General features: G+C 59.2%; 10 protein-coding genes. 1 reads left to right on the plus strand and 9 read right to left on the minus strand.

All coding sequences use genetic code 11. The features are described from left to right. Positions 1-2: 2 nt before the first annotated feature. From GKC68_RS12380 to GKC68_RS12395, 4 genes are read right to left on the minus strand one after another with little or no spacing between them, the layout of a single operon-like run. On the minus strand, positions 3-1,529 hold the full coding sequence (locus GKC68_RS12380; RefSeq protein ID WP_028722146.1) for a sugar ABC transporter ATP-binding protein: 1,527 nt from the start codon (positions 1,527-1,529) through the stop codon (positions 3-5). A 10-nt stretch (positions 1,530-1,539) separates the two neighbouring features. Beyond that, the gene (locus GKC68_RS12385) at positions 1,540-2,151 is read right to left on the minus strand and encodes a DUF2291 domain-containing protein (protein WP_089528641.1); all 612 of its coding nucleotides are present in this window, start codon (positions 2,149-2,151) and stop codon (positions 1,540-1,542) included. Positions 2,152-2,196: 45 nt separating this feature from the next. Beyond that, entirely contained in the window at positions 2,197-3,132 is a 936-nt protein-coding gene (locus tag GKC68_RS12390; RefSeq protein WP_089528640.1) for a D-ribose ABC transporter substrate-binding protein, read from the minus strand. Between the two features lie 53 nt (positions 3,133-3,185). Then, positions 3,186-3,980, minus strand: coding sequence for a GolD/DthD family dehydrogenase (locus tag GKC68_RS12395; protein ID WP_028722143.1), 795 nt, complete (start codon positions 3,978-3,980; stop codon positions 3,186-3,188). Between the two features lie 342 nt (positions 3,981-4,322). On the opposite strand from GKC68_RS12395, the gene GKC68_RS12400 reads away from it, so the two are divergent. Continuing rightward, positions 4,323-5,135, plus strand: a complete 813-nt coding sequence (locus GKC68_RS12400; protein ID WP_028722142.1) for a DeoR/GlpR family DNA-binding transcription regulator — start codon at positions 4,323-4,325, stop codon at positions 5,133-5,135. 30 nt (positions 5,136-5,165) lie between these two features. Here the strand turns inward: GKC68_RS12400 and cobA are convergent, their stop codons facing one another. The 5 genes from cobA to ntrB are packed head-to-tail and all read right to left on the minus strand — an operon-like array spanning position 5,166 to position 14,357. Continuing rightward, positions 5,166-5,987, minus strand: a complete 822-nt coding sequence (gene cobA, locus GKC68_RS12405; protein WP_058706516.1) for a uroporphyrinogen-III C-methyltransferase — start codon at positions 5,985-5,987, stop codon at positions 5,166-5,168. Beyond that, positions 5,984-8,605, minus strand: coding sequence for a nitrate reductase (locus GKC68_RS12410; RefSeq protein WP_089528639.1), 2,622 nt, complete (start codon positions 8,603-8,605; stop codon positions 5,984-5,986). Before GKC68_RS12410 ends, cobA begins: the two co-directional genes overlap by 4 nt. After that, positions 8,602-12,675: a nitrite reductase large subunit NirB gene (gene nirB, locus GKC68_RS12415; protein WP_089528638.1), complete on the minus strand. Its 4,074-nt coding sequence runs from the start codon at positions 12,673-12,675 to the stop codon at positions 8,602-8,604. The genes GKC68_RS12410 and nirB overlap by 4 nt, the downstream gene beginning before the upstream one ends. Positions 12,676-12,685: 10 nt before the next feature. After that, positions 12,686-13,474, minus strand: a complete 789-nt coding sequence (locus GKC68_RS12420; RefSeq protein ID WP_028722138.1) for an ABC transporter ATP-binding protein — start codon at positions 13,472-13,474, stop codon at positions 12,686-12,688. Positions 13,475-13,484: 10 nt separating this feature from the next. Then, positions 13,485-14,357, minus strand: a complete 873-nt coding sequence (ntrB, locus tag GKC68_RS12425; protein ID WP_014605988.1) for a nitrate ABC transporter permease — start codon at positions 14,355-14,357, stop codon at positions 13,485-13,487. Between the last annotated feature and the right edge of the window lies 1 nt (position 14,358).

Consider the following 14,358-nt stretch of genomic DNA (forward strand, 5'->3'; position numbering starts at 1 on the left):
CTTCAGGCTTGCGGGGTGGATGCACTAATCAGTTTTTCGCGCGTGGCAGCAGCACGGGGCAAATCGGCAGTAATACGGCCATCGGCCATGACCAGAATCCGATCGGCCAGCGCCATGACCTCATCCAGTTCGGACGACGAAAACATCACCGCCAGCCCCTGCTGCGCCAGTTTGCCAATCAGGTGATACACATCGGTTTTGGCCCCGACATCAATGCCGCGGGTGGGTTCATCCAGCAACACCACCGCAGGTTCGGTCATCAGCGCTTTTCCCAGCACCACCTTCTGCTGATTTCCGCCGCTTAACGCGCTGACAGGCAACTCGGTGTCGCTGACTTTAATCGCCAGGTGCTGAATCATTTCATTGACACGCTGCCGCTCTTTGTCAGGGTGCACGATGCCCAGCGCCCGACGAAAGCCGCGCAGGCTGAGATTCGACAAGGTCATATTGGCGCTAATCGACATCAGTTCGATCACGCCTTCGCCTTTACGATCTTCCGGTACCAGCGTGATGCCGCGCTTCAGTCGCTGCTGGAAACTGCAGTTGTCCAGCCGCTGTCCACCTAACTGAATCTCCCCACGCTGACAAGGCAGTAACCCGGTTAATCCCTTAAACAGTTCTGTTCGACCGGCGCCCAGCAGGCCATAAATACCAATCACTTCACCTTTGCGCAGGCTGAAACTCACCGCATTGAGCCGGTAGCCACCGTTCTGATGCAGTGCGGTGAGCCCCGCCACCTCCAGCACCGTCTCCCCCTGCGGCGCAGGTTGATAGTCGAAGTGCTTTTTCTTGTCGCCAACCATTTGTTCAATGATCCAGGGCACGCTGACGTCACGCACCTCACGCGCGGCAATGAAGCGCCCGTCCCGGAAAACCGTAATGTGGTCGCCGATCTCCATGAGCTCTTCCAGCCGATGGGAGATATAGATAATGGTGACGCCGCGTCGCTTGAGTTGTTCAATGACGTTGAACAGCACTTTGACTTCCGACTGACTCAGGGCGCTGGTCGGTTCGTCCATAATCAGCACGCGCGTATCCTTCGACAGCGCGCGGGCGATCTCGACCAGCTGTTGATGACCAATGCCCAGCGAATCCAGCGCAGCATAGGGATCGACGTCCAGTTCCAGCCGTTCCAGCAGTGCTTTGGCCAGCTGATACTGATACTTTTCGTTGATGACGCCGCGCTGGAAGAACTCGTTGGCGATAAAGATGTTGTCCATCACGTTCATATTCGGGAACAGGTTCAGCTCCTGAAAGATAATGCTGATGCCCAATTTCTCGGCCTGTTGGGTGGAGTGAAGCGTCACAGGTTTGCCATCCAGCAGAATCTCGCCTGATGATGGGGTTTCGACCCCGGCCAGCATCTTCATCATGGTGGATTTGCCGGCACCGTTTTCCCCGATGAGCACATTGACCTTGTTGCGATAAACCCGGTAGTTAACCTGATCCAGGGCCGTTACGCCGGGATAAACCCGCGACAGGCCGCGCGTCTCAATAATCACGTCGTCTTGCTGTTCAGTCACATGCATGATCACCTCCTCACTGACGCGTGATCTGAGCGGGCGTAATATCGGGTAGCGCGTGGGGAATGTCCCAGCTGCTAAAAACGCCGACCACGTTAACCCGGTCGCCCGGTTTTAGGGCGGCGTTATGTATCATGGTGACCGCCTGCTGATTGATGGCCTTACCAAAGTTGCTAAACATCACCTGATCGTTAAAATCCTGGTAGCTGGCTCCTTTGTAAGCATCCCGCAGCGCCGTCCCGCGGATGATGGGCCCGATCTGAATAGTGACAGTGTCACCTGATGCCGCTTTGACTTTCATTTTGCCGTTGCGTGAGGTGGTATCCAGCGCCGTGACTTCCCCACTCACGCTGACGCTGAATATGCAGGGATTCTCGCTCTGCGCCCGGTAGCCCTGGGCGCGACAGGCGCTGTCCAAATCCTTCTCTGACTGCAGGCGCTGAGTTAACTCGCCCAACGGCTTTGCCTGCGCCACGATCTGTGGCACCAGCTTCTGTTGCCAGAGTTGACCGATATTGGCCATGTGAGGATTCGGGGGATTCTTGAGGTCGGCCAGTTCCTGCTGCGACACAATACGACAGCTACCCAGTGCCATCACAATCGGTATCAGCCAGAGTCGGTTGTACATGACATTCTCCCTGGCGCCCGTCAGTACGGGCGCGACAACAATGAATTACGACTTGTAGTTAAAGTCCTGTACGTTTTTGGCATTGTCCGGCGTGATCAAAATGCCGCGAAACATCACGCGCTGCTTCTCAGGCTTCACGCCTTTCTGAATGTAATTATCAAGATCGGTGACGCCCTGAGCGGCAATGGCCTGCGCCTGAAGCATCACGGTGGCTTTTAACGTTCCGGCCTGCACCGCATCGCGTTCATCGTTACTGCCATCAATGCCGACGACCACGACATCATTGCGTCCGGCCGCTTTCAGGGCGGCAATGGCGCCTAACGCCACCGGGCCGTTACCACAAATAACGCCTTTTACGTCCGGGTGCGCCTGCAGAATACTGTCCATGATGCGCTTGCCGTCGATCAGCGTGCCTTTGGCGTCCTGACGCGCGACGCTTTGCATATCCGGATACTGTTCCAGCACCTGATGGAAGGATTTTGAACGGGTGACGCAGTTATTGTCGGCGAGGTTGCAGGTCAGCTCGGCGTATTTCCCTTTTTCACCCATTTTCTCAACAAACACGTTGGCCACATCGGAGCCCGCCTGAAAGTTATTGTGGGTAATTTGTTCCAGCGCCACGTCATCCACCGGGATCTCACGGTTAATTAGCACCACAGGAATACCGGCCTGTTTGGCTTTTTCAATGGCTGCCACGCTGGCCGTGGAGTCCGCGTTGTCCAGGATAATGCCCTGCACTTTTTTGCCGATAGCCGCATCAATCAGCTCGTTCTGCTTCTTCACATCTTCACCGTGAGAAAGCACGGACGTTTTGTAACCCAGTTCCTGGGCTTTCACGTTGGCGCCCTTGGCCTCCGAGGCGTAATACGGGTTATCCAGTGAATTAACCAAAATCATAATGGTGCCTTTCTCAACCGCCAGCGCGGTGTGAGAAAACAAACAGGCGGCAAGCGTGGTGCAGAGCAACGTCGTTTTTTTCATGTTATGTCTCGCTATTAGGGGGATGGCAGAGGAAACGGCGCCTGGCGATGGCCTTACCAGATGGTAAAGCCACCGTCGATCATCAGGTCGGCACCGGTAATCATGTCGCTGCCGTTGCTGGCAAAAAACAGCACGGCGGCGGCGATCTCGTCGGTGTAGGCAAAGCGGCCTAACGGGATCAGTTTTTTCATTTCGGTGCCCTTCTCACCGCGCCAGGCTTTTTCACCCATCGGGGTCAGCACCACAGTGGGCGACAGGGTATTCACGTTAATGCGGTGCGGAGCAAACTCTTTCGCCATCACTTTGGTCATGCCCAGTAACCCCGCTTTGGCGGAGGTATAAGCAACGTGATTGTCGATGGCGATGGACGCCGCCTGAGAGGCGATATTGATGATCTTGCCGCCGTTGCCCGCCTTGACCATCTGCTTGCCCGCAGCCTGTGAGCACAGAAAAGGCCCGGTCAGGTTGACGGCGATCTGCTTTTGCCACTCGGCAAAATCGGTTTCCAGCACGGGCTGAAGCATCACGTAGCCGGCACAGTTCACCAGAATGTCGATATGACCGTAGTGATCAACAATGGTGTCGAACGCCTGCTCAACGTCGGCAGGATCGGTCACGTCGCAGCAAATAAACTGCACCTGTCCGGCCAGGGCTGCGCGCGCACTGTCGACCTTATCCGCTTCAAAGGGCGGATAAAGCAGCGCCAGGCTCGCCCCTTTCTCCAGCAGCATCTGATTACTGGCCATGGCGATACCGCCCAGCCCGCCCGTCACCACGGCCACTTTGCCGCTCAGATTTATTGTGGTGTCTACGCCATAGCGCAGGTTAACGTCATATTCACCGCTCATCCGACTGTCCTCTCTGATATTTTATTTGCCGCATTCATTTTCGAACAAAAATATAAGCTATCGAATTCATGGTTAATGTGGCTAAGATCAAATTTCACAACACTGCTGGCCTGGCGGCGTGATTCGCTTCAAAGCGCGTGATCCCGGTTGCAAACTACCTGAGTGATATGGATTGTGCTGCTGTCGCGAAGGCGACAGGAATAAAGCATAGTGCATATTGACTTTCGAACGAAAATAAACATCTTTTCATGTTGACTCGCAAAGGCGAAATCTGCGGGTTAAACTCTGCGACAACGCGTTATCGCTATAAGCCCGATGCGATTAAAAGAGGGAGCGTTTCGATTGAAAAGCAAGACTGAGCAGCTAGCTGAAATGCAGCAGCGTCGTGACAAGATCCTGGAGATGATTCGGGAGGATGGGACGGTGACGGTAAAAGCGCTGACGAAAACGTTCGGGCTGACCGAGGCCACGCTGCGAACCGACCTGCGGATGTTGCAAAAACAGGGTTTCGTGCAGCGCTACCACGGCGGCGCAACCCTGATGACCGGCAAACAGAATACCGGCCTGCTGCAGCTGGAACGTCAGACGCACATGGAAGAAAAAGACGCGATTGGGCGCCTGGCAGCCCAGCATATCGAAAACGGTGATACCGTGATTTTCGATTCTGGTACCACCACCACGGCTATCGCGGATGCCATCAGCCATATCCGGCGTTTATCGGTGGTGACCACCGCCGTGAATATCGCCCTTAAGTTGGGCGGCGAGCCCGGGATCAATGTGCTGCTGACGGGCGGGACCTTTAAATTTCCGACGCTTTCAACCTCCGGAGACAAGGCCGCCAGCTTCTTTGAAAACGTGCTGTCAGAAAAGCTGTTTCTCGCCACCGCCTGTATCTCGCCACGGCTCGGCCTTAGCTTTCCCAGCGAAACCGACATCAAAGTAAAAATGGCGATGATCAAATCCGCCAGTACCGTTTACGTCGTGGCCGACTCCAGCAAGATTGATAAGGTCTCAATGTTTGCGCTGCCCTGCGACTGGAGCCACATCCACTACCTGATTACCGACAGCGGGATCAGCCAGGCACACATCTCCGCGTTTGAGGCATTGGGCGTTAAGGTGCTGGTTGCGCCCTTACCCGCTCACCGCGCCCCCTGATGTTACCGCGTGGCCTTGGCAACCTGACTATCACGCCTGGTAAATGGCCGCCTCTACGCCCAGCCTGACAAGCAGGTCGGCTCGATAGTAGCGAACCACGTCTCCGACGATCAGCAACGACGGCGACACCGGTTTATGCTGCGCGATCGTCTCTGGCAGCCCTGCCAGCGTGGTCACTAACACCCGCTGATCCTGGCGCGTGCCGTTTTCGATAATGGCGACCGGCGTATCCTCCCTGCGGCCATACTCACGCAGACGGCTGCTAATGACGCTGCTCCAGCTCAGCCCCATGTAAAACACCAGCGTCTGATTACTGGCTGCCAGCGCGGCGGCATCCAACTGAGGCTCACCGCTGCGCCCGTGTCCGGTAATAAAGCGCAGGGACTGGGCGCAGTCCCTGTGCGTCAGCGGGATGCCGCTTGCGGCGGCACAGCCGACGGCAGCCGTAATGCCGGGCACGACCTCACAGACAATGTCAGCCTGCTGCAGGCTCACCATCTCTTCGCCACCGCGACCAAAGATAAAGGGATCGCCGCCTTTCAGGCGCACGACGTTGCGCCCGCTGAGCGCCAGATCCACCAGCAGTTGATTGATCTGCGCCTGTTTCAGGCCGTGGTGACCGGGCCGTTTACCCACGTCGATGCAGAGCGCGCTGTCCGGCACTTCCGCCATGACCGCCTCACTCACCAGGCGATCGTAAACCACCACTTCAGCGCCGTGCAGTAAACGCAGCGCTTTTACCGTCAGCAGGTCGACATCGCCCGGCCCGGCGCCCACTAACCAGACGCGGCCGGGACGGGACGCGTTTTCGGGCGCCAGCAGTTTATCTAAGGTGTGAATAGCCAGCGTCATAATTCCTCCGGGACAGAGACGGACAGCAGAAGGTGTTTTAGCTCCGGCAGACAGGAGCCACAGTTGGTGCCACATTTGAGCGCTTTGCCCAGTGCCTGGGTGCTGTGGCAACCCTGACGAACAGCATCAAGAATCGTTTGTTCGCCCACGCCATAGCAGCTACAGATAATGCGTCCTGTCGCAGGGGCCTGCGCCGCCTGGCCTGCCAGCAGCGCGTGGCGTGCAGCGGCGTCCGCCGGTGCCTGACGAAAGGCCTGAGCGACCCTGTCGTGCTGGATTTCAGGTAAACGCAGGTCAGCATAAAAGGCCAGCTCCAGTTCACCGTCGCGCCAGGCCAGAAGTCGATAGCTGTAGCCGCCATCGCTGGCGGTTTGCAGTTGCAACCCTTCAACGCTGAACTGAGACGCCAGCCAGCGCTGCGGCTGGTCCTCTCCGCCCAGCACAAAGCGATGCGCGCCCTCATACGGGGTGCGCGCCCAGTAACGCAGCCCGGCCGGTGGCGCACTGTTTTTCTGCCAGAGCCAGCCCTGCCAGCGGGGTTGGAATAACTGAATTCGCACCGCTGTCTGTTTGAAGGCGGGCTGAGCCGAAACCGGGCAACAGGCCGCGGCCACTAACCCCCCGACGTTACCCTGCAGGCTGAACTGGCGGTTCCAGTGCATCGGCACAAACAGCTCACCGCGCCGCAGACCGCTGTCCAGCGTCACGCGCACCACCATCCATCCCCATTCAGACTGCACCCGCGCCAGCGCCCCGGCAAACAGGCCATAACGGCGCGCCTCTTCCGGATGCAAGGCGGCAAAAGGTTCGTCACAGTGCTGCATCAGGCGAGGCACCAGCCCGGTACGCGTCATGGTGTGCCACTGATCGCGTACGCGCCCGCTGTTCATCAGTAAAGGATAATGGGCACTGCGCTCTAAAGGCGGCGGCGTGGCCGGTGGCAGCAGCCGTGCCTTGCCATCGGGATGATAAAAACGCCGGTCGCTGAACAGCCGGGCACAGCCTTGCGGATGTTGAGCATTGATCGGCCACTGAACGGGCGTCAGCGCATCCCACTCGGCATCGCTGAGCTGCGCCAGGCCGCTGATATCAAAAGCGCGTTCGCCGTGGTTCTCAAAGCCCGACAGCGCCGCATGCTCGCGGAAAATCGCCGCCGGATGGGTCCAGTTAAATGCCTCACCGAATCCCAGCCGCTGCGCCACCTGCGCCAGCAGCCACCAGTCGGGTTTGGCCTCCCCGGCGGGCGCAACAAAGGCGCGCTGTCGGGAAATACGGCGTTCAGAATTGGTCACGGTGCCGTTCTTTTCGCCCCAGCCCTGGGCGGGGAGCAGAATATGGGCAAAGGCCGTGGTATCCGTTTGCGCCAGCACGTCGGAGACGATCACCAGCGGACAGTTGGCCAGCGCCCGGGCCACGCGATTGCCTTCCGGCATTGACACAGCCGGATTGGTGCCCATGATCCAGACGGCTTTAACCTCTCCCCGTTCGATCGCGTCAAACAGCGCCACGGCAGTCAGTCCGGACTGGCGTGCAATGGTCGGGCTGTGCCAGAAACGCTGCAAACGATCGCAGTCCGCTTCGTTAAAGCCCATGTGCGCCGCCAGCTGGTTCGCCAGCCCGCCCACTTCACGTCCGCCCATGGCATTGGGCTGGCCGGTGAGTGAAAACGGCCCACAGCCGGGACGGCCTATTTTTCCGCTGAGAAGATGCGCATTAATTATCGCATTGTTATTGTCACTGCCGCTCTGTGACTGGTTGATGCCCATGCACCATAAGGTCAGAACCCGATCACGCTGGGCAAACAGCTGATAAAAGGCCACCACCTGCGCATCACTAAGATCGCAGTGTTCAGCGACCTCGGCAATGCCCCACTGGCTGGCTGCCTGCAGGGTGGCTTCAACGCCGTCCAGGTGCGGCAACATTGTCGCCTCAATGCCCTGATTCTGGGCCAGCCAGTGCAGCAGGCCTGAAAACAGAGCCGGATCGCTGCCCGGCCGCACCGCCAGGTGGAGACCGGCGATATCACAGCTGGCGGTGCGGCGCGGATCGATCACCACCACCTGCATCTCCGGCCGCTGCTGTTTCGCCTGTCTCAGGCGCTGAAAGATGACCGGATGGGCCCAGGCCGCGTTAGAGCCGACCATCACGATCAGATCCGCCCTCTCCAGATCCTCATAGCAGCAGGGTACCGCATCGGCCCCGAGCGCCCGCTTATAGCCCACCACCGCTGAAGCCATACAGAGGCGCGAGTTGGTATCGATATTGGCGACGCCAAGAAAGCCTTTCATCAGCTTGTTGGCCACGTAGTAATCCTCCGTGAGCAGCTGGCCTGAGCCATAAAAGGCCACGGCCTCAGGGCCGTGCTCGGCGATAATCTTTCGAAGCCCGTCAGCGGCGGCATCCAGCGCCGCCGCCATGCTGACCTGCTGTTGATGAATACAGGGATGCAGCAGGCGTCCCGTCCGGGTCAGCGTTTCCCCCAGCGCGGCCCCTTTAACGCACAGTCGCCCGCCGTTGGCCGGATGCAGCAGATCGCCACTCACCTGTGCAGATTCGCTGTGTTGCAGGGTCACCTCGACGCCACAGCCCACGCCGCAATAGGCACAGGTGGTTTTCATGATGCCTGCGCCATCAGGTTAAGCGGACGGTTAGCGACCCAGACCTGACCATCCTCCAGCTTCACCGGCCAGCAGCGCAGCTGATGCTGCGGATCATCCAGACTTTGGCCGTCGCGCAGGCGCACGCGCTGTTTGTAGAGCGGTGAAATAACGACGGGTTCACCGGCCACATCGCCGAGAATACCGCGCGACAGCACGCTGGCGTCGCTGCCCGGCTCGCGATCTTCGAGTGCATAACAGTCGTCGCCAAAACGGAACAGCGCAATGCGCACGCTGCCGAGGCGCGCACCGATCCCCGCTTCGGCCGGAATGGCATCCAGCGAACAGACTTCGCTCCAGGTTTCGGCGGGCAGGTGCATCAGCGGAATACCGCTGGCGGCGTGCGGCTGACGCTGACCGCGTACGCGCGCATAGTGCAGCGTTTCATCCGGCTGATCGCTGTTCACCGTGGCGGTAAACAGCGCCCGGCGTGATGGCTCTGCCAGCGTGGTCTGCCATTCACACTGATACGTTTCCACAACCTGCTGCATTTCCTGCTCCAGCACTGCGGCAATACCGAGGCTGTCATTGATCACGACGTCGCGCAGGTAATCCAGGCCACCTTCCATGTTATCCATCCAGACGCTGGTGCGCTGTAAGCGCGCCGCCGTGCGCACGTAGAACATCAGAATGCGGTCGACATACCGGATCAGGGTTTCATCATCCAGATCGCTGGCAAACAGCTCGGCATGGCGCGGTTTCATGCCGCCATTGCCGCACACGTACAGGTTCCAGCCCTTTTCTGTGGCGATCACCCCAATATCTTTGCTCTGCGCTTCCGCACATTCGCGGGTACAACCCGAGACGGCCATTTTGATTTTGTGCGGCGCGCGCAGGCCTTTGTAGCGATTCTCCAGATCGATGGCGAAGGCGGTGGAATCCTGTACGCCGTAGCGACACCAGGTCGAGCCCACACAGGATTTCACCGTACGCAGCGATTTCCCGTAGGCATGGCCGGTTTCAAAGCCTGCCGCCAGCAGGGTTTCCCAGATCTCAGGCAGTTGATCCAGCCGGGCGCCAAACAGGTCAATGCGCTGACCGCCGGTAATCTTGGTGTAGAGATCGTAACGTGCTGCCACTTCGCCAATGGCGATCAGCCCCTGCGGCGTGATCTCCCCGCCCGGCACGCGCGGCACGACGGAATAGGTGCCGTCTTTCTGGATATTGGCAAAGTAGCGATCGTTGGTATCCTGAAGCGGCAGATGGGCCGGTTTCAGCAAATAGTCATTCCAGCACGAGGCCAGCAGAGAACCGACCAGCGGTTTACACACCTCGCAGCCGCAGCCGCGTCCGTGCCGCGCCAGCAGGTCATCGAAGGTTTTGATTTCGTTGATGCGGATCAAGTGATAAAGCGCCTGACGTGAATAGGCAAAATGTTCGCAGATGTCTTTTTTCACCTCAACGCCCAGGTCTTCCAGCTGGAACTCCATCACCTGCTTCACCAGTGCCGAGCAGCCGCCACAGCCCGTCGCGGCTTTGGTGCAGCTTTTAATGCTGGCCATATCGCCACAGCCACTCTGCACCGCCTGACAGATATCGCCTTTGCTGACGTTGTGGCAGGAGCAGATTTGGGCGCTGTCGGGCAGCATGGCAACGCCCAGACCTTTGGCTGGCGCACCCTGCAGCGCAGGCAGGATCAGCCCTTCCGGCGCCTCCGGCAGCGGCATCGCGTTCAACATCATCTGCAGCAGCGTGGCATAGTCGCTGCTGTCCCCGACCAGCACGCCGCCCAACAGCCGTTTACTGTCGGCGCTGACCACGATCTTCTTGTAGATACCCTTCGGGCCGTCGGCCCAGTAGTAGCTCAGGCTGCCTGCCGTTTTGCCGTGTGCATCGCCAAAAGAGGCCACTTCCACGCCCAGCAGCTTCAGTTTGGTGCTCATATCGGCCCCGCTAAACCGGGCTGGCTCGGCGGCCAGATGCCCGGCCAGCACGCGCGCCATCTGATAGCCCGGCGCCACCAGGCCAAAAATTTGTCCGTTCCACAGGGCACATTCGCCGATAGCGTAGATATCCTCATCGCTGGTCTGGCAGACGTCATTGATCGTAATGCCGCCGCGTGGACCAACGCTGATCTCGGCGGTGCGGGCCAGCTCGTCACGCGGCCGGATGCCCGCAGAGAACAGCACCAGATCGGTGGCCAGTTCGCCACCATCGGCAAAGTGCAGCACCAGGCTGCCGTCTGGCTGGGTCGCAATCTGTTCAGTATGCCTGGAGGTATGAACCGTCACGCCGAGTGAATCAATTTTCTGCCGCAGCATCAGCGCGCCGCCTTCATCCAGTTGCACAGCCATCAGGCGCGGCGCAAACTCAATGACGTGGGTTTCCAATCCCAACTGCTTCAGCGCATTGGCGGCTTCCAGCCCCAGCAGACCACCGCCGATGACCACACCGCGCTGGCTTTTACCGGCACAGGCGGCTATCGCATCCAGATCGTCCAGCGTGCGGTACACAAAGCAGCGTTCGCCCTCATGGCCCGGCACCGGTGGCACAAACGCGCGCGAACCGGTCGCCAGCACCAGTTTGTCCCAGCACAGTGCTTTGCCGTCGCTGGTGCGCAGGCAGCGCTGTTGACGATCGATCGCCTCCACCCGACAGCCGCTGCGCAGTTCAATGCCGTGTTGGGCAAAAAAGTCCTCACCAACCAGCGAGAGCTGCGCGGCATTTTTGCCGGTGAAGTACTCAGACAGGTGCACGCGATCGTAGGCCGGATGGCGCTCTTCGCCGTACACCACAATGTGATAATGCTGATGCAGGCCACGCGCGACCAGCTGTTCCAGAAAATGGTGGCTGACCATGCCGTGACCCACGACGGCTAATACAGGTTTAGAGTGATTCATCACGGGGTTTCCTGCAGCCTGCGGCTGCGTTTCAGGTTCATCAAGGCCAAACAGCGTATTGACAGAAACCTGCCTGGCGTTATGCAGTTGGTTCAGCAACGCGGCACCCTGCTGGCAGTCGCCATACAGCAGCACCCCGTTGAGCCGTCCCTGTTTGAGAAAAAGACGTCGATAGTGACCGGAAAGCGGATCGAAACTGGTGATTGACGGCGCTTCACGAATATCACCCGCGCTGAACAGCGAAATGCCACTGACCTTCAGCCGCGTGCCGGTGGCTTCACTAAAGAAATCGGCCTGAGGACGTCCCGCCAGCTGTGCGGCCAGCACCGTTGCCTGCGCCAGGCAAGGTGCAACCAGACCAAAGGTTTCTCCGCTAATTTCACAGCATTCGCCGACCGCATAGATCCCGGTATGGGCGGTGCGTAACTGCCGATCGACCAAAACGCCGCGCTGGCAGGGAATACCTGACGCCTGGGCCAGCGTGATGTCCGGCTGCACGCCAATGGCGATAACGACCTGTGTCGCCGCCAGCTGGCGACGGTCGTTAAGCACCAGCGACTGCGGGCCGATTTCTGCAATGCAGCAATTCAGTTCACAGCGGATACCGCGTGCGCTGAGCTGGGCTAGCAGTAATTCTCCTGCCATGGCGTCCAGTTGCCTGTCCAGTAAGCGTGACTGGCGATGCACCAGCGTGACCTGGCGGCCTTGCGCCTGAAGCGCAGCTGCCGCCTCAATGCCCAGAAAACCGCCGCCGACGACCACGACCGGCCCGCCGCCGGCCAGCAGTAAATCCACATCCTCCAGCGTGCGGAAAGCCGTTACGTGCGGCAGATCGATGCCTGCCACCTGCGGCATACGCGGCTGCGATCCGGTCGCCAGAATAAGACGATCCCAGTGCAGCAGACGCTGGCAGGTACGCAACGTGCGCGCCGCCACATCCACCTGCCCGGCCGTTTCGCCCGCCAGCAGGGTAATGCCCCGGCGCACGTACCAGTCACGGTCGTGAATCTGGATTTGATCCACGGTTTTTTCACCCGCCAGCAGTGGCGACAACAGCACGCGGTTGTAGTTACCGTGCGGTTCACGGCCAATGACCGTAATGTCATAACGCTCCGGCGCCAGCTGCAACAGCGTTTCCACGGTGTGCATGCCCGCCATCCCGTTACCGACCACCAGCAGCCGTTGTCTCATGATGTTTTCCTTACGCCGCCGAGGTCTGTTTTTCGTAAAGAAAATGCAGCACTTTCTGGCGCAGCTGGTGATAACGCGCATCGTCTGCCAGCGCCACCCGCGAACGCGGTCGGGCCAGATCAACGGTAAGGATGTCGCCAACCTGTGCGGCCGGGCCATTGGTCATCATCAGTACGCGGTCAGAGAGCAGCACGGCCTCATCCACGTCGTGAGTAATCAGTACGATGGTGGTATTCAGCTCCTGCTGAATACGCATTACGCTGTCCTGAAGGTGCGCGCGGGTTAAGGCATCCAGCGCGCCGAACGGCTCGTCGAGCAGTAAAACGCGTGGCTTCATTGCCAGCGCGCGGGCGATGCCGACGCGCTGCTTCATTCCGCCGGAGATCTCGCCAGGGCGCTTATGCATGGCATGGCTCATTTGCACCCGGTTCAGGTTGTGCTCAATCCAGTCGTGCATGTCCGCCTTGTTCATCTTGCCTTTAAAAACCTGCTGCACCGCCAGTTCGACGTTTTGAAACGCCGTCAACCACGGCAGCAGGGAGTGGTTCTGGAACACCACCGCCCGCTCGGGCCCCGGGCCGGTAACTTCACGGTTATCGCACAGCAGCACGCCGCTGGTGGGTCGGGTCAGACCGGCAATCAGGTTAAGCAGCGTGGATTTACCGCAGCCGGAGTGGCCGATCAGACTCAGGGTTTCGCCCTGATGAATATCGAAACTGACATTGTCCAGCGCCAGAAAATCGCCGCCCGAGGTGGTAAAGCGCTGGCTGACCTGTTGTACGCGAATGATAGGTTGCATGATGTTCCCCTTATTTATCCCAGCTAAAACGACGCGCCAGCAGCATCAGTCCCTGCTCAAGCAGCAGGCCGACCACACCAATCAGCAGAATGGCAATCAGGATGTTTTCAACGTTCAGGTTGTTCCATTCGTTCCAGATCCAGAAGCCAATGCCCAGACCGCCCGTCAGCATTTCCGCCGCGACAATCACCAGCCAGGCGATGCCAATAGAGAGGCGTACCCCGGTGAGGACGGCAGGCAGCACGGCGGGAAACAGAATGCGGCGCATAATGGTCCATTCAGAGAGCTGCAGCACGCGCGCCACGTTGAGGTAATCCTGCGGAATGCGCTGCACGCCTTCTGCGGTGTTGATAATCATCGGCCAGATCGAACAGATAAAAATGGTCCAGCTAGAGGCCGGTTCTGCGCGCTGGAACAGCAGCAGACCGATAGGTAACCAGGCCAGCGGGCTGACCGGACGCAGCAAGGCGATAATGGGATTGAACATGCGCGCCACAAAGGTGAAACGCCCCAACAGAAAGCCGGCGGGAATGCCCACCAGCGCCGCCAGACCGAACCCGATGGCCACGCGCTGCAGCGAGGCCAGAACGTTCCAGCCAATGCCCTGATCGTTAGGGCCGTTGTTATAGAACGGATCGGCAAACAGGACTTTCGCCGCCGCCCAGGTCGCATAAGGACCCGGAAAACCCTGGCTGTACAGCGCCGCGATCTGCCATACCAGAAGCAGGAGCAGGACACCGCACAGCGCCGGAATACAGCGCTGCAGCAGCGGACGCAGGCGCGCAGGCGGGCGCACTTTTTTAGGCGTAACCTGGAGGGAAACCACCGTTGCCTGAGTGGGCGTATTAACCGGCTGCGCCAGTGGACGAGTCTGGGTTTTCATC

It is taken from the genome of Pantoea sp. RSPAM1 (assembly GCF_038816185.1).
In the GTDB taxonomy this organism is placed as follows: Bacteria; Pseudomonadota; Gammaproteobacteria; order Enterobacterales; family Enterobacteriaceae; genus Pantoea; species Pantoea ananatis.